The sequence below is a fragment of the Kribbella sp. ALI-6-A genome (assembly GCF_001984195.1).
Classification (GTDB): Bacteria; Actinomycetota; Actinomycetes; order Propionibacteriales; family Kribbellaceae; genus Kribbella.
On record NZ_MTQN01000005.1, the window covers coordinates 78,016 to 92,322 of the forward strand.

Annotated in this window: 17 protein-coding genes; 9 read left to right on the top strand and 8 right to left on the bottom strand. The window is 70.2% G+C overall.

The annotated features are described in order from the left end of the window. Positions 1 to 13: 13 nt before the first annotated feature. Both BWI15_RS01760 and BWI15_RS01765 read right to left on the bottom strand, forming a co-directional pair. On the bottom strand, positions 14 to 427 hold the full coding sequence (locus BWI15_RS01760) for a MerR family transcriptional regulator (RefSeq protein WP_077012486.1): 414 nt from the start codon (positions 425 to 427) through the stop codon (positions 14 to 16). Then, a complete protein-coding gene (locus BWI15_RS01765) occupies positions 424 to 735 on the bottom strand; it encodes a hypothetical protein (RefSeq protein WP_077012487.1) in 312 nt (103 codons plus the stop codon). Before BWI15_RS01765 ends, BWI15_RS01760 begins: the two co-directional genes overlap by 4 nt. A 121-nt stretch (positions 736 to 856) precedes the next feature. Here BWI15_RS01765 and BWI15_RS01770 point away from each other — a divergent pair, with 121 nt between their 5' ends. From BWI15_RS01770 to BWI15_RS01780, 3 genes are all read left to right on the top strand, one after another. After that, entirely contained in the window at positions 857 to 1,177 is a 321-nt protein-coding gene (locus BWI15_RS01770; protein ID WP_077012488.1) for a CU044_2847 family protein, read from the top strand. A 1-nt stretch (position 1,178) separates the two neighbouring features. Then, the gene (locus tag BWI15_RS01775) at positions 1,179 to 2,879 is read left to right on the top strand and encodes a hypothetical protein (RefSeq protein ID WP_077012489.1); all 1,701 of its coding nucleotides are present in this window, start codon (positions 1,179 to 1,181) and stop codon (positions 2,877 to 2,879) included. Positions 2,880 to 3,036: 157 nt separating this feature from the next. Further along, positions 3,037 to 3,783: an alpha/beta fold hydrolase gene (locus BWI15_RS01780; protein WP_077012490.1), complete on the top strand. Its 747-nt coding sequence runs from the start codon at positions 3,037 to 3,039 to the stop codon at positions 3,781 to 3,783. An 85-nt stretch (positions 3,784 to 3,868) separates the two neighbouring features. Here BWI15_RS01780 and BWI15_RS01785 read toward each other — a convergent pair whose 3' ends face one another. The 3 genes from BWI15_RS01785 to rpmF form a co-directional block, all read right to left on the bottom strand. Then, a complete protein-coding gene (locus tag BWI15_RS01785) occupies positions 3,869 to 5,191 on the bottom strand; it encodes an aminopeptidase C (protein WP_077012491.1) in 1,323 nt (440 codons plus the stop codon). 117 nt (positions 5,192 to 5,308) lie between these two features. After that, positions 5,309 to 5,917, bottom strand: coding sequence for a hypothetical protein (locus BWI15_RS01790; RefSeq protein WP_077012492.1), 609 nt, complete (start codon positions 5,915 to 5,917; stop codon positions 5,309 to 5,311). Positions 5,918 to 6,017: 100 nt separating this feature from the next. After that, positions 6,018 to 6,179: a 50S ribosomal protein L32 gene (gene rpmF / locus BWI15_RS01795; protein WP_077012493.1), complete on the bottom strand. Its 162-nt coding sequence runs from the start codon at positions 6,177 to 6,179 to the stop codon at positions 6,018 to 6,020. A gap of 66 nt (positions 6,180 to 6,245) precedes the next feature. Here rpmF and rpsR point away from each other — a divergent pair, with 66 nt between their 5' ends. Next, positions 6,246 to 6,482, top strand: coding sequence for a 30S ribosomal protein S18 (gene rpsR, locus BWI15_RS01800; protein ID WP_077012494.1), 237 nt, complete (start codon positions 6,246 to 6,248; stop codon positions 6,480 to 6,482). A 12-nt stretch (positions 6,483 to 6,494) separates the two neighbouring features. Here rpsR and BWI15_RS01805 read toward each other — a convergent pair whose 3' ends face one another. From BWI15_RS01805 to BWI15_RS01815, 3 genes are all read right to left on the bottom strand, one after another. Beyond that, positions 6,495 to 6,848 (bottom strand): hypothetical protein, encoded by a 354-nt coding sequence (locus BWI15_RS01805; RefSeq protein ID WP_077012495.1) that lies wholly within the window; start codon positions 6,846 to 6,848, stop codon positions 6,495 to 6,497. A 63-nt stretch (positions 6,849 to 6,911) separates the two neighbouring features. Then, complete coding sequence (locus BWI15_RS01810) at positions 6,912 to 7,568, bottom strand: response regulator (RefSeq protein WP_077012496.1); 657 nt, start codon at positions 7,566 to 7,568, stop codon at positions 6,912 to 6,914. Beyond that, positions 7,565 to 9,139 carry an ATP-binding protein gene (locus BWI15_RS01815; protein ID WP_077012497.1) on the bottom strand — a complete coding sequence of 525 codons (1,575 nt, stop codon included), beginning with the start codon at positions 9,137 to 9,139 and terminating at the stop codon, positions 7,565 to 7,567. Before BWI15_RS01815 ends, BWI15_RS01810 begins: the two co-directional genes overlap by 4 nt. Positions 9,140 to 9,345: 206 nt before the next feature. Between BWI15_RS01815 and BWI15_RS01820 the strand changes: the two genes are divergently transcribed. From BWI15_RS01820 to BWI15_RS01840, 5 genes are all read left to right on the top strand, one after another. Then, positions 9,346 to 10,710 (top strand): PspC domain-containing protein, encoded by a 1,365-nt coding sequence (locus tag BWI15_RS01820; protein WP_077012498.1) that lies wholly within the window; start codon positions 9,346 to 9,348, stop codon positions 10,708 to 10,710. Then, positions 10,707 to 10,886 (top strand): hypothetical protein, encoded by a 180-nt coding sequence (locus BWI15_RS01825; RefSeq protein WP_077012499.1) that lies wholly within the window; start codon positions 10,707 to 10,709, stop codon positions 10,884 to 10,886. Before BWI15_RS01820 ends, BWI15_RS01825 begins: the two co-directional genes overlap by 4 nt. A 71-nt stretch (positions 10,887 to 10,957) precedes the next feature. Continuing rightward, the gene (locus tag BWI15_RS01830) at positions 10,958 to 12,373 is read left to right on the top strand and encodes a serine hydrolase domain-containing protein (RefSeq protein WP_077012500.1); all 1,416 of its coding nucleotides are present in this window, start codon (positions 10,958 to 10,960) and stop codon (positions 12,371 to 12,373) included. 214 nt (positions 12,374 to 12,587) lie between these two features. Next, positions 12,588 to 13,739, top strand: coding sequence for a Cmx/CmrA family chloramphenicol efflux MFS transporter (locus BWI15_RS01835; RefSeq protein ID WP_077012501.1), 1,152 nt, complete (start codon positions 12,588 to 12,590; stop codon positions 13,737 to 13,739). Positions 13,740 to 13,915: 176 nt separating this feature from the next. Beyond that, complete coding sequence (locus BWI15_RS01840) at positions 13,916 to 14,116, top strand: cold shock domain-containing protein (protein WP_077012502.1); 201 nt, start codon at positions 13,916 to 13,918, stop codon at positions 14,114 to 14,116. Positions 14,117 to 14,307 lie beyond the last annotated feature (191 nt).

The following is a 14,307-nucleotide window of genomic DNA, read 5'->3' on the forward strand; positions in this document are numbered from 1 at the left end:
GCGATCCAGCCGTTCATCCGCGAACGTCCAGGACCAACGGGCAGTCGGGCGTCGCGACGCACGTCTCCAGGTCGTTGCAGCCCGCGTCCAGCGCGGCGCGGAGCGTCCCGGCGAGGATTGTCAGGTCGGCGATCTTGGCTTCCACGTCGGCCAGTTTCGCGTGGGTCGAGTCCCGCAGCCCGGCTCCCTCGCCGGGACGGTGCTGATGACGGGCGCTCGCCAGGAGATCCGCGATCTCGGCCAGCGTGAACCCGAGCCGCTGGGCGGCCTTGATCGTGCGCAGGGTGGTGACGGCCTGCTCGGGATAGACCCGGTGCCCGCCGAGCGTGCGCTCGGGTTCGTCGAGCAGGCCGCGCCGTTCGTAGTACCGCAGTGTCTGCAGGTTGACTCCCGCCGCGGCCGCGACCTGCCCGGACCGAAGGCTCATCGCGGCAGCCGCTCGGCAAAAGCATCGAGTACGGCGGTCTGCGCAGCCGGAACCGTGACGCCGAGCCGAAGCCCCGAGCCGGCGGACGTCACCGTGAACGCGAAGAACGAGCAGCAACTCGTCTCCCGCGCGATCAAGTCGTCCAGCTCCGGACGGGCGTCGAGCCCCAGCTCCAACTCGATCGCCGTGGGACCGGTACGCCGTACGGAACGCAGCGTGCGCGCGAAGAGCCGGTCGAACTCGGCCACCCGCAGCGGCTGCTCAGCGGTCGGCAAGGTGCAGGCGTCGGGAACCCAGGATGTGCTCATGTCTCGACGGTAAACCTGTACCCAAGTACCGGATACAACCCCTCAGCGCGCAAGCCGTGCGGCTGGGGTCGGCCTGCGACAGCCTCTGGTCCGCTGCCGACGACGGGAATACCGTCGAGAGATGAGCGAGGGGAACACCGACCGGGTGTACGTGGAGGTCCTTCCCGCGCCGGGTGGTGACCGGCAGATCCGTGGGGGCGACAAACGCGTTCTGGAATTGCTCGAGCAGCGCGCTGCCGACATCCGGGACGCGATGACGTCGGGTGCGCAGACCGTCGCGAACGGCCTGCGCGAGTTGACGTCACCCGAAGGCTGGCAGATCGGTGAGGTCTCGGCGGCCTTCGGGGTGAGCCTCACTGCCGAGGGCGGGATGGTGATCACCAAGGCGGGGGTGGGAGCGACCCTCGAGATCACTGTGAGCTTCGTGCGACAGGTCGAGTGAGATGGCCGGCACCGGCAGGATCGTCGCTGCCGGCGAGACCGTCGGGTTCGGCTTTCCGCTCACGCCACGGGTGGCGATCACGGCGGCGCACGTCGTGCACGGCCTCCGCGCGGAGGACCTGGCATTCGTCCCCCACGGCGCACCCGAGGTTCCGGTCGACGGCGTCGACGTCAGTACGGATCTCGACGTCGCGGCACTGCGTCTCGCGGCCGACGTACCGGCGTACCACCGGTGGACGGAGCCGAGGAAGAAGGCGTCCTGGAGCGCCGACGCCAGGTGGCTGGCGAACGATCCCCTGCTCGTCGGCGACATCACCGTGCCGCGGCGAGCGATCCGGCTGCGGGACGGGCGCGTCGACGTCGAAGCGATTCAGCTGGAAGTCAGCCAGAAGGGAATCGGGGACTTCTCCGGGTACTCCGGTTGTCCGGTGGTCGACGACCAGGACCAGGTGATCGGCGTCCTGGTCGAGCAGCTGGAGACTCGCTTCGACGCCGGCGATCCTTGGGCGCGCAAGCCGGCCGCCGATGTGCTCTACGCGATCCCGGTCAGCGACGTCGTCGAGCATTTCGATCTGGCGTCCCAGCCGGCTCAGCATGCGGACGACGATGCTGTGGTCAGCCGACTGCGAGGCGTGGCTGAGATGACGTGGGCCGCCGAATCGAACTCGACGCCGTGGATCGAGCAGTTCCGCTTCGCCAACGACGCCCCGGGGTCCGTCGTCGAGAACGTGGCATTCAGTCCGGACGGCGGTCTGCTGGCGACAACAGGCAACGACCGCAAGCTGCGGCTCTGGAGCTTGGCGGACGACGATCTGGTGGCGGAACCGCTGCCCTTGGCCGACCGCATCACCCAGGTCCGATTCAGCGCCGATGGCACGCGTCTGGTCACCGCGAGCGGCAAGCAGGCGGCCGTCTGGTCGGTGCCGGAGCTCGGCCGCGTGGTGGACCCGTGCGAGCTGGAGTACGACGTCCGGGACATCGCGATCAGCCCGGACGGGCGACTGGTCGCGGTGGCCGGCGGCCGCGGGACCTCCCTCATCCGGGACGTCGAGAACGGGACAAGTACGCAGCTCGATGCCTACGTGTCCCGTCTGGACTTCAGCCCGGACGGTCGCCGCTTCGCCGCCTTCTCCCACTCCACCGGAATCAGGTTGTGGCGACTGGTCCGCGGTGAGCTGCGGCGAGGTCTGCCGGTGGAGCCCCCTGGCGCGGAAGGCGTGAGCCAGTTGAGGTTCAGCCAGTCCGGGCGGTGGCTGATCACGGTCGCCGAGGAGAAACCCGGCGATCCGCTCCGCTTGACGAAGCCGCGCCGGGTCTGGGTCCACGAGGCACATGCCGGCCGGCGGATCGGCTCGATCGGGCACGACGACGAGGTGAACCAGGTCGTCACCAGTTCCGACGACGAACTCCTCGCAAGCGTGAGCTCGGACCACACCGCCCGGGTCTGGCGGATCGGGAGCGCGGCCGAGCCGGCGGTGATCCCGCAAGGCACCATGGCCCACGGCATCGGCTTGGCTCCGGACGGATCGTTCGTCGCGGTGGCGACGTGGCACGAGGACGCGACGATCTGGCCGCTGCGCGACGAGTCCGGACCGGACGTGCTGCCGCATGACGACGTGGTGCGAGCCATCGCGGTCAGCCGGGACAACTTGGTCGCGACCGCGGTCCGCAGTACGGCCACGGTGTGGCGCCGATCGCGGTAGTCGGTGCATCGGCCGACGGGCGGGCAGGACGACGAGCTCGCGACAGGGCGCGATGACCTCCGCGACTCCCTGTCCGCGGCCGCCTTCACCCACCTCTCCGCCGGCCGCGGAGACTAAAGGGTTTGCGGCACCGTCGAGCAGCGGGGAGGCTCCTCGCATGACGATCGACTACGAGGTGGTGGGCGCCGGGGACCCGGTGCTGCTGGTGCATGCTGGGGTCGCGGACGCGCGGATGTGGGCGGCCCAGGTGGCGGACCTGCGACGGGACCATCAGGTGATCACCGTCGATCTGCGCGGGTACGGACGGACGCCGCTGGCGGCGGGCGCCAAGTACTCCGACGCGGGGGACGTGCTCGAGGTGCTCGACGAGCTCGGGCTGGAGCAGATCGCGGTCGTCGGAGCCTCGTACGGCGGGAACGTCGTGCTGCAGGCGGTCAGCCGGGCGCCGGAGCGGTTCAGCCGGGTGGTGCTGCTGGCCCCGCCGGTGGACGGGATCGAGCCGACCGACGACCTGCGCGCCTTGTGGGACGGGGAGAACGAGCTGCTCGAGAAGGGCGACATCGACGGCGCGACCGCGCTCAACGTGCGGACCTGGCTCGGGCCCGAGGCCGGCGACGAGGCGCGGGAGCTGCTGCACACCATGCAGAAGCGCGCGTTCGAGCTGCAACTCGCGGCCGGCGACGTGGACAACGAGGAGTACGACGTGACGCCGGAGCGGATCACCGTGCCGGTCAAGTTGTTCGTCGGCGCGCACGATCTGGAGTTCTTCCGTCTCGGCGCCCGGCACCTGGCCGGGCAGCTGAGCGACGTCGAGTTCACCGAGCTGCCGTGGGCCGGTCACCTGCCGACCCTGGAGCGCCGGGCCGAAGGTGTCGCCCTCGTCCGCAACGCACTGACCGACTGACGCCGGCCCAGAACGGCGCCACCAACAAGCACAGCGGGCCCCGGACCATCCCGGTCCAGGGCCCGCTGTACGTCGTACCGGAAGCTCAGTCCGCGAGCGCACCCATCGGGTCCCACGCGGGCAGCACGATCGGGGTCTCGTCGAAGGCCGCCTGCAGCTCGGCCGGCAGCGCCGACTTGCGGACCGCGATCTCGAACACGTGCTCGCCGAACCACGAGTCGTTCATCGTCCAGAAGCCGTTGTCGGCCTTCTCGTCGCCCCAGCTGTTCTCGACCCGCCAGCGCCGCGGCTGCCCGTCGACCACGTCGACACCGGTGAACAGCATCGCGTGCGTCATCAGCGTCTCGTGGTGCAGCAGCCGCTCGGCCTTGTCGAGCGTGAACTCGGTGTCGTAGACGGCCTCGTAGTCGTACAGCTTGGCGTCCCAGTAGCCGAGGTCGGCCGACATCTGCTTGCCGACGTCACAGCCGAACCAGACCGGCTCGCCGCCGACGATCGCGTCCTGGGCGAGCTTCTTCATCAGGTCCATCTCGACGTTCAGGTAGACCACCGGCGGCGCGTCGATCACGTTGCCGAGGTAGTCGACGGTGAAGGTCTTGCCGGTCGGGCTGGACTCGCGCGGGTCGTGCACGATGCAGACGTAGTCGTCGACCGGCAGCGTCACGTACGCCGCGGCGAACTCGGCCGGCGTCGTCCAGCCGTCGCGGTGGAAGGTCTTCTCGCTGTCCTTCCACTGCCACAGGAACTTCTGCGGCGGCGTGCCGAGGTGGATGCTCAGCACCCGGTGGATGGTGGTCAGCAGCTCGGCCTTGCGGGCGCGCTGGGCCTCGACGCCGTCGAGCTTGCGCAGGTCGCGAGCACCCTGGCGGAGCAGCTTGCGCAGGGTGTCGTTCAGCTGGGCGGTCGACGACGAGCTCTCGGTCTCCGGCATCGCCGTCTTCGGCACCAGGCCGTGCTTGCGGACCAGCGCGACGAACATGTTCCACTGGCCGCCGTCACCGATCGGGTCGGACAGCAGGTGCGCCACGGTCCGGTCGTCGACGTCGCGGTCGGTGGTCTCGATGACCGCCTCGAGGAAGAAGTTGGCGCGCTCGAACTTGTCCCAGAACAACAGGTAGTTCTGGGAGAACTCGAAGTCCTTCACGCCGAGCTTCCCGGCGGCGCCGACCCGGAGCAGGTTCAGGCCCGCGAACAGCCAGCACCGGCCGCTCTTCTTCTGGTTGGTCACCTTCCAGTCGTCCAGCAGGTTCGACACCGAGTGGTCGAGCGAGGTGACGACCTGGCGATCCAGGGCGATCTTGGTGACCGGCGTTTCCGTGACGGCGTTCTGCATCACCCGGTACTGCGGGTTCGACGCGAACTCCTTCTCGAAGAGCGCCAGCTGTTCGGCAGTGAGATTCCGCTCCATAGCAGTCGACGGTATAACAGTGGCGAAGCCGTCCGCTTCCCGGCGGAGTGGCGCATGTGTGCCCTGTCGTGAACCCGCCAGCCACCCGGTACGGCGTACTGCTTTCCGCCCGCCGGATCAGGGTGTCAGGAAGCGGCGCGGATCGCCCGAGGCACTGGCCGTCGAGGCCAGCCACGCGTTGAAGCCGACGGGGTCGCGGCGTTCGAGCTCGTCCAGGTAGAGCTCGCGCAGGCGTATCAGCGGGAGGGCTCCCCACGAGGACGTCGTCCTGAGCTGCTGCCCGCTGAGGATCCACGCGCTGCAGAGCTCGGCGGTCGTCAACTGCCGGACGCGGTCGACGTCTGCCTTGGGTTGGTCCAGCGGACTCGAGCCCCAGCCGAGGCGCTTCGCCTGGGCGAGGACCAGGCGAAGAACCGGCGGCGAGGTCAGGCCGAGCAGCAACGCCACGAGCAGCCCCGCGAAGCCGAGCAACGAGCACAGCCCACCGACGGCGACCACGCCGAGCGCGACCAGGTAGCCGTCCCGGACCGACCGCGAGAACCGGCTTTTCCGGCCGCCCGCCGTACCGTCCTGATCCTCGCGCGCGCACCACAACACCGTCGACGCGACGAACCCGCCGACCAGCGGCAGCCCGACCAGCGCCGACGTCGTCCACAACATCGCGGCCGCGACCAGTCCGACCAGTCCCACGGCGGCGACGAAGCATCTCCAGACCAGCAGTCCCATCTCCGACCGCCTCCCACCTCAGCTCACTGAGGCCGGGAGGTACCCCACCGGCGCCGGTGTATGTCCGGCGCGAGGGGTGGGGTCAGCCGCGGGACCGCGATCACTCGATCAGCCCGAGCTGGTAGGCCTTCACCAACCGGCGCGGCACCCGCAGCTGCCGTCCGTTCACGGTGATCGGCACCAGGTCCACCGGCGCCGCCTTCCACTGCGCCCGGCGGCTGCGGGTGTTGGAGCGGGACATCTTGCGCTTCGGCACAGCCATGGTTCCTCCTGAGAACGATCCGGCTATGCTAATTGAAAACGATGTTCAACATCAACGGAGGTCCGCATGGCCCGCCGACCGGCGCCGACCCGCAAGCCCCGGCAGAATCCGCTCGACCGCGACGGCATCACCGTCGTCGACTACAAGGACACCGCGCTGCTGCGCGGCTTCATCTCCGACCGCGGCAAGATCCGGTCGCGCCGGGTCACCGGATTGAGCGTGCAGCAGCACAAGCAGATCGCGCGCGCGATCAAGAACGCGCGCGAGATGGCCCTGCTCCCGTACACCTCCAGCGCCCGGTAGGCGCGCACAGGTTCAGTGCCAGAAGACCGCGATGATCGCGTTCAGCAGGGTGAGGCCGCCGATGGCCATCAGCATGCCGCGGGTGATCGACGGGCGGCGGCGCCACAGGAACAGCAGGACGGTGATCACCAGGACGACGACGAGCTTCACGCCGATCTTGGTGTTGTCGACGGTGAAGTCGTCGTCCTTGACGCCGGAGGCCAGGCCGACCAGCAGCACGCCGGTGACCAGCTGGGTCAGCGCGCCGTGCAGCATCGCGTTGTTGACGACCGGCTCCTTGGCCTTCAGCTGGGTGAAGAACCCGCCGAACAGCGCGGCGAAACCGACCAGGTGCAGCAGGGTGAGTACGTCGTGCAGGAAATCCATGCCCACACCCTAGAGATCCCCGGCCGGCGACTCGCCGGACCGGGGCGGACTCGCCGGACCGGGTCAGACCAGGCGGCGGTCCGTGGCCCAGCGGGTGAGTTCGTGCCGGTTGGACAGCTGCAGCTTGCGCAGCACCGAGGAGACGTGGGTCTCGACGGTCTTCACCGAGATGAACAGCTCGCGGGCCACTTCCTTGTACGCGTAGCCGCGCGCGATCAGCCGCAGTACCTCGCGCTCGCGCTGGGACAGCCGGTCCAGGTCCTCGTCCACCGCCGCGATGTCGATCGCCCCGGAGAACGCGTCCAGCACGAAGCCGGCCAGCCGCGGCGAGAACACCGCGTCGCCGTCGGCGACCCGGCCGATCGCGTCGACCAGCTCGGTCCCGCTGATGTTCTTGGTGACGTAGCCGCGGGCGCCGGCCCGGATCACGCCGATCACGTCCTCGGCCGCGTCCGACACCGACAGCGCCAGGAACTTGATCTCCGGGTGCCGCTGGTGCACCTGCTTCATCACCTCGGTGCCACCACCGCCGGGCAGGTGGACGTCGAGCAGGACCACGTCCGGCTCGGTCGCCACGATCGCCTTCACCGCGCTGTCGACGTCGGCACCCTCGCCGACGATCTCCACCGCCGCGCCGATCTCGCTGCGCACCCCGGCCCGGAACATGTCGTGGTCGTCGACGACGACCACTCGCCGCCGGCCGCTCTCACTCAGGCTCATCTGTCCATCTCCAGTCGCACTTCGGTGCCTGTCTCCGGGCTCGACCGCACCGTCGCGCGGCCGCCGTGCCGTTCCATCCTGCCCATCACACTGTGCCGCAGTCCCAGCCGGTCCTCCGGTACGCCGTCGGTGTCGAAGCCCTTGCCGCGGTCCCGGACGAAGATCTCGGCCCGGTCCCCGTCCACCTCGACGAACACGTCGATCTTGTCCGCGCCGGAGTGCTTGGCCGCGTTCACCATCGACTCCCGCGCCGCCCGGACCATCGCCGACAGCTCCTCGGTCAGATCGCAGTCGCCGACCGTGACCACCTCGACCGGTACGCCGTGGGAGTCCTCCACCTCGGCCGCCGCGCGTTTGGCCGCGCCGGCCAGGGTCTGGTCGGTCTTGTCGTCCTCGTCGTACAGCCACGACCGCAGCTCGCGCTCCTGGGACCGGGCCAGCCGGGTCACCGCGCGGGGATCGGAGGCCTGCTTCTGGATCAGCGCCAGCGTCTGCAGCACCGAGTCGTGCAGGTGCGCGGCCATGTCGGCGCGTTCCTGGGAGCGGATCCGCTCGCTGCGCTCGGCGTTCAGGTCGCGGCTCAGCCGGTGCACCCACGGGCCGGCGATGACGCCGAGGCCGACCACCGCGAGCAGCAGCGCGACCAGCACGTCGCCGACCTGGGACAGCCGGCCGTTCTGCACCAGGAACACGGTGACCGCGGTGCCGAGCAGGATCACCCCGACCACGACCCGGACGATCGACTTGATCCCGCCCTTGCCGAGCAGGTTGCCGAGCGTCGGCGCCTTGTTGGTCCAGGCCGCCTTCTGGGTCTCGTCGGCCTGCCGCCAGATCAGCGCGAGCCCGGTGCCGGCGAAGACCAGCGGCCAGAACATCTTGCCCGCGATGCCCAGTCCGGCGGCCTGCAGGAGCAGCAGTACGCCGGCGGCGACGACCACGAGCGCGATCACCTGACCGCGGTTCTTCTCGCGGCGGCGGGATCTGGCTTCGCTGACCGGCGGCGGGACGTGGTCGGACCGCATGTTCTGCCGGGTCGCCGCGGCGAGCCCCGGCGCGGACGGCACAGTCGGAGCCGCGAGCGGCATCAGGAACCACAGCGCCGCGTAGATCAGCACGCCGAACCCGCCGAACACCGTCGCGCCGATGAACACCAGCCGGACGGCGACGTCCGACACGTTCAGATGGTCGGCGATACCACCCGCGACGCCGCTGACGACGCGTCCGTCCGACCGCCGGTAGGCCCGCCGTACCGGCGGTGCTTCACTCGCCGGCGGCCCGTACGGCGGCGGCGTGCCAGGCCCGTACGGCGGCCCTGCCGGGCCAGGCCCGTAGCCCGCCGCTCCCGGCCCGTACGCCGTACCGAATCCTCCCGGACCAGTCGACGTACCGAAGGAGCCCGCCTGCCCGGGCCCGAAATGCCCCGCATCGGCGTGCCCGCCGTGCATCCCAGCGGCGGCGCCGATGGGCTGGTCGCTGCCGTAGCCGGGCTGGTTCTGGCCGTGCGGCGGCGCGGAGGGAGCCCCGGAGTCCGGGGATCCGCCCGTCGGCGCGGCAGCGGCTGGTTGGCTCATCCCCACGATCGTCACATGCGGACCGGGCCGACACCAGCAGGCTTGTCCCCGGCCGCCACCTCAACGACGGGCCCACGCGCTCAGGGTCGGGTCGGGGACAACCCGGAGCCGCCCGCTCCCGGCGGCCTCAGGGCGGGGAGTTCCAGGGGTCGGCGCAGGGGGATCCCCGATGCCGCCGGCGGCCCGCGCGAGACACTATCGATGTCATGGAGCAGAACCCGAGCGGCTTCGATCGCAACCAGCTGCACAACGTGCAGAGCTGGCGCCGGAGCAGGAGCGACCGGATGGTGGCCGGCGTGTGCGGTGGCATGGCCCGCGCGCTGAACGTCGACCCGGTGCTGGTCCGCGTCGTGATGGCGGTCCTGGTCCTCAGCGGTCCGGGCATCCTGTTCTACGCGGCCGGCTGGATCCTGATGCCGGACGAGGGCTCCGACAAGGCACCCGTCGAGGGCCTGCTCGGCAACCGGGTCCCGACCAACCACCCGTGGCTGTGGCCGGTGGTGCTCGGCATCTGCGTGTTCGTCGCGATCGTGGTGATGTCGTCGTTCGACTCCGGCAAGCTGATCCCCGGGCCGCTGGTGGTGCTCGGGCTGCTCTGGCTGTTCGTGTTCCGCCGCAAGCCGAAGAACGGCTCCTCGCACTGGTCCCACACCGGCATGGGCATGCACGGCATGAACCTGCGCGGCCGTCCGCAGGACACCGGGCCGGCCGCACCGCAGCAGCCCGGCGCCACGGCGTACGGGACAGCGCCGTACGGGCCGACCACGCCGCAGACCTCCCAGTACGCCGGCCAGCCGGCTCCCCAGAACGGCCCGCCACCTCCCCCGGCGGGTCCGTCGTCCTCGGCCACCCGGCGACCTCAGGACCGCACCGTCGAATCGGTCCAGCCGGTGTGGACCGAGGACGACCCCCTGGGCCTGTACGTCGACGAGCCGCCCGCCGCGCCGGCCGCGACGCGGGTCAGCGAACCGCCGGTCAAGGGCGTGCGCGGGGTGAAGTCGGCCGTGGTCGCGCTGACCGGGCTCGCGATCGGCATCGCCTGGCTGGCCGGCGTGGCCACGCCCGCGATCCTCGCGATCGGGGTGGCCACGCTCGGCGCCGGGATGCTGATCGGCGGATTCGTCGGCCGGACCATGGCGCTGCTCCCGCTCGGCATCCTGCTGGCCGCGGGGGTCGCGGTCAGCACGGTCTTCCCGAACATGCCGCGCGACTTCAAGGACGTGAACGTGGTCGCGACGCCGGACCAGCCGGTCACCTCGACCAGCAACAACTACACGTTCGACGCCGGCGCGGTGAAACTCGACCTGACCAAGACCACGTTCGCGCCCGGCGCGAAGATCACCGTCGACGGTGGCGTCGGTGAGGTCGTGCTGAAGGTGCCGGCCGACGTCGACCTCAGCGGTACGCTGAGCGCGCAGACCGGCGAGGTGATCGGCCTGGCGCAGCGCGAAGGCGGGCACGACGCGAAGGTCACGCTGAACGACCTCGGCGCCGACGGCAAGGCCGGACCGGGCAAGCTCGCGATCGACGTACAGCTCAAGCTCGGCAGCATCACGGTGGAGCGCGGATGAGGAAAACGAAGGCGGACGTGCCCGGGGTCATCACCGGCACCGTGCTGACCGGCGCCGCGACCATCTACCTGCTCAACGACCAGGGCCTGGTGAAGACCGACGACCTCGGCCTCACCGCCGCGATCCTCCTGGTCGTCGCCGGGGCGGTCGGCCTGGGCGCCTCGCGCCGCAGCTGACCCCGTACGCCGAAGCCCGCTCCGGCTCGCCGAGCCGGTAATTCGGTTGCTGCGGTTGTTAGGTTTCGCGAATGGCCGCCCACCGCAATCTCTTGCCGCGAACCACGCCGGCCGCCGCGGGCGTTTCCTCGCGCGCGATCGTCAAGCTGCTGGACGAGCTCGCCGCGGAAGGGGTCGAGTGCCATTCGCTGATGATCGTGCGGCGCGGGCAGGTCGTTGCTGAAGGGTGGTGGGCGCCGTACTCCGCTGATCGCCCGCATCTCGTCTACTCGTTGACCAAGTCGTTCAGCTCGGTCGCTGTCGGGCTTGCGGTGGCCGATGGGCTGCTGTCGTTGGACGACCGGGTGGTCGACGTACTGCCTGACCATCTGCCCGCCGACCTGCCCGACCAGGCGCGGCGGCTCACCGTTCAGCACCTCCTGACCATGACGGCCGGGCACGCGACCGACAGCCTCGCCGGAGCGTGGGAACTCGAGCCCGGCGACCTGATCAAGGGGTTCCTCCGCGGACCGTTCGAGTACGCCGAGGGAACGCGGCACACCTACGACAACTCGACCACCTTCGTGCTGGCACGCATGGTCGAGCGGGTCACCGGTCGCGGTCTGCCGGAGCTGCTCGACGAGCGGCTCTTCCACCCGATGGGCATCCACACCGTGGAGTGGGACCGCGTGGCCAGCGGTGCTGCGTTCGGGTTTCACGGCCTGCATCTCACGACGGAAGCCGTCGCCGCGTTCGGCGAACTGCTGTTGCGCGGCGGCCGGTGGGGTGATCGCCGGCTCGTGCCGCGCGAGTGGCTGGAGCTCGCGACGCGAAGGCACATCGAGACCCTGCCCCTGCCGAACTGGAGGCCGAACCCCGACTTCCTCTGGGGGTACGGCTACCAGTTCTGGATGTCGCGGCACGGCTTTCACGGTCACGGCGCCTACGGCCAGTACTGCGTGGTCGTCCCGTCGCACGATGTGGTGATCGCGATGACCGCCTCCAACGAACAGGAGAGCGCGCTGCCCGGTCTGTTGTGGGACTGCGTACTGCCCGGTCTGGATCACCCGGACAGCGCCCAGGATGACGAGGTGCTCGCGGAGAGGCTGAGGCAATTGTCCTTCAAGCCGGTCAAGGGATCGGCCGACCGTCATGGTCGCGTCACCGCCAAGATCGGCGCGGACTCCGCACTGCCCGACGGTACGGCGGTGAGCCTCGATCCGGTGGACGGCGGTTGGTTGCTGCGGCTCGGCACTTCGATCGAGCTCCCGGTCGGCCACGGGCAATGGCGGGAGAGTTCGCCGCTCGGCCGCCCGATGGTCGCGGCCGGTGGCTGGCAGGGTGAGCGGTTCATTGCCGAGTTGTTCGTCATCACCTCCCCGCATCGGGTCCGCCTGGTGATCGCGGCCGGCGAAGCGACCGCGAGGTGGAACACCGAACCCCTGACCACTCAGAACCTCGAGCTGCATCTGCGGGCACCGTTGATGACCAGGCCCGACGTTTCGTAGGTGCGCCGGTTAATCGGCTGCGCCCCGCCGCGCGATCGGTCTAGGCTTCGGGGCGTGTCCACCCCCGAGGCCGACAGAGGCTAGCCACCGACCGCTCGGTGGCTGCGCTGCTTCGATCCACAGCCTGTCCGGGCCGTCGGCGATGACTTTCCTCGCGCGGCGGTGACGTCTGCTGCTCCGCCGCGTCCATCGCTCTCGTGGTGCGGAGTCCTCGATGCCTTTCCTGCTGTACCTGCTCGCCCTGGCCGTGTTCGCCCAGGCGACCTCGGAGTTCATGCTGTCCGGCCTGACCCCGGAGATCGCCACCGATCTCGGCGTCTCGATCCCGACCGCCGGCTGGCTCACCTCGGCGTTCGCGCTCGGCATGGTCGTCGGTGCGCCGGCGATCGCCGTATTCGGCCGCCGCTGGCCCCGGCGTACGACGTTGCTGTCGGCACTGACCGTCTTCCTGCTCGCTCACGTCGTCGGTGCGCTCTCCGATGACTTCACCGTTCTGCTGATCACCCGGCTGATCGCCGCGCTTTCCAACGCGGGCTTTCTCGCCGTCGCGCTCGCCACCGCGACCACGCTGGTCTCCGCCGACGCCAAGGGCCGCGCGACCGCGGTCCTGCTGGCCGGTACGACGCTCGCCTGCATCGCCGGCGTACCGGCCGGGGCTTGGCTCGGGCAACACTTCGGCTGGCGTTCGGCGTTCTGGGCGGTCGCGCTGATCTGCTTGCCCGCTTTGCTCGCCATCCTGCGATCGCTTCCCCGCGCGGGCACCAGCCAGCCGCCCGTCACGCGACTCCGGCCGACGCGGCGCCTGGTCCTCCTGCTGGTTCTCGGGGCATTGGTGAACGGGGCAACTTTCTGCACCTTCACCTATCTGGCGCCGATCCTGACCGGCGTCACCGGGCTCGATCGCTCCTGGATCCCTGCCCTGCTGGCCCTCTTCGGCCTCGGTTCGTTCGCCGGTGTGACCCTCGCCGGCCGGTACGCCGACCGGCGCGCGCAGGGCGTACTGGCTGCTGCGGGGTGCGCGTTGCTGCTCGGATGGTGTGTCTTCGCCGCGACAGCTCAGCTCGCGGGGTTCGCGATCGCGCTGGTCTTTCTGCAAGGCCTGCTGTCGTTCGCGGTCGGGTCGGCGCTGATCTCGCTCGCGCTGTACGCCGCTGCCGAGTCGCCTGTCCTGGCGGGCGGTCTGGCCACCGCGGCGCTCAACATGGGCGCCGTACTGGGTCCGCTGGCGGGTGGCGTCGGCATCGAGTCGGCGGGCGATCGAGCGCCGCTGTGGTGCAGTGCGGCGCTGGCCGCGGCCGCGCTCGCGGTGGCTGCTGTCGCGCGCGCTATGGCGCGATCGAGGCAGGGCGAACCCGCCGTGCGGTGAGCGGCGCGACGCGGACCGGTCCGGCGTACGGTGAACCGGCGCAACGCCGACCGGTCCGGCGTACGCGGGCGGCTTCGGCTAGTCTGGTGGACCGCTCGGCACGGCCGGACTCCGGCCGACGGGCACCGGAGGGACCCGAGTGCAGCGGGTCCCGTTGAGGGGCACGGGAGTTTCCAATGGTGCGCGGCACCGTGAAGTGGTTCAACGCCGACAAGGGTTACGGGTTCCTGGCGGTCGAGGGACAGGACGACGTGTTCGTCCACTGGAGCCGGATCGTCTCCGACGGCTACAAGACGCTCGAGGACGGGCAGCAGGTCGAGTTCGAGGTCGTCGACGGCCCGAAGGGCCGCGAGGCCGACGCGGTCACCCCGGTCTGACAAGCACGTCGCAGCGTCCGAAGACCCGAGGCCAATCGCCTCGGGTTCTTCGGACGCAAGCTGGGAGACGCTGCTGGATCGCCTGTCGAAGCACACCTGACTTGCCGTGGGTTTCGAACTTCGGTAACGTGCCCCACCCCTAGCGACGAATTCCGAGAGCTGGAGGGTGGGGTCCGATCCCACCGAGTTCT

Bases quoted from the DNA above. Each gene is read 5' to 3' on its own strand.
- BWI15_RS01820 (WP_077012498.1), top strand. From the start codon at position 9,346: ATGGAGCAGAACCCGAGCGGCTTCGATCGCAACCAGCTGCACAACGTG.
- BWI15_RS01825 (WP_077012499.1), top strand. From the start codon at position 10,707: ATGAGGAAAACGAAGGCGGACGTGCCCGGGGTCATCACCGGCACCGTG.
- BWI15_RS01780 (WP_077012490.1), top strand. From the start codon at position 3,037: ATGACGATCGACTACGAGGTGGTGGGCGCCGGGGACCCGGTGCTGCTG.
- rpmF (WP_077012493.1), bottom strand. From the start codon at position 6,179: ATGGCTGTGCCGAAGCGCAAGATGTCCCGCTCCAACACCCGCAGCCGC.
- BWI15_RS01765 (WP_077012487.1), bottom strand. From the start codon at position 735: ATGAGCACATCCTGGGTTCCCGACGCCTGCACCTTGCCGACCGCTGAG.
- BWI15_RS01835 (WP_077012501.1), top strand. From the start codon at position 12,588: ATGCCTTTCCTGCTGTACCTGCTCGCCCTGGCCGTGTTCGCCCAGGCG.
- BWI15_RS01770 (WP_077012488.1), top strand. From the start codon at position 857: ATGAGCGAGGGGAACACCGACCGGGTGTACGTGGAGGTCCTTCCCGCG.
- BWI15_RS01810 (WP_077012496.1), bottom strand. From the start codon at position 7,568: ATGAGCCTGAGTGAGAGCGGCCGGCGGCGAGTGGTCGTCGTCGACGAC.
- BWI15_RS01775 (WP_077012489.1), top strand. From the start codon at position 1,179: ATGGCCGGCACCGGCAGGATCGTCGCTGCCGGCGAGACCGTCGGGTTC.
- BWI15_RS01830 (WP_077012500.1), top strand. From the start codon at position 10,958: ATGGCCGCCCACCGCAATCTCTTGCCGCGAACCACGCCGGCCGCCGCG.
- rpsR (WP_077012494.1), top strand. From the start codon at position 6,246: ATGGCCCGCCGACCGGCGCCGACCCGCAAGCCCCGGCAGAATCCGCTC.
- BWI15_RS01815 (WP_077012497.1), bottom strand. From the start codon at position 9,139: ATGAGCCAACCAGCCGCTGCCGCGCCGACGGGCGGATCCCCGGACTCC.
- BWI15_RS01840 (WP_077012502.1), top strand. From the start codon at position 13,916: ATGGTGCGCGGCACCGTGAAGTGGTTCAACGCCGACAAGGGTTACGGG.
- BWI15_RS01760 (WP_077012486.1), bottom strand. From the start codon at position 427: ATGAGCCTTCGGTCCGGGCAGGTCGCGGCCGCGGCGGGAGTCAACCTG.
- BWI15_RS01805 (WP_077012495.1), bottom strand. From the start codon at position 6,848: ATGGATTTCCTGCACGACGTACTCACCCTGCTGCACCTGGTCGGTTTC.
- BWI15_RS01790 (WP_077012492.1), bottom strand. From the start codon at position 5,917: ATGGGACTGCTGGTCTGGAGATGCTTCGTCGCCGCCGTGGGACTGGTC.
- BWI15_RS01785 (WP_077012491.1), bottom strand. From the start codon at position 5,191: ATGGAGCGGAATCTCACTGCCGAACAGCTGGCGCTCTTCGAGAAGGAG.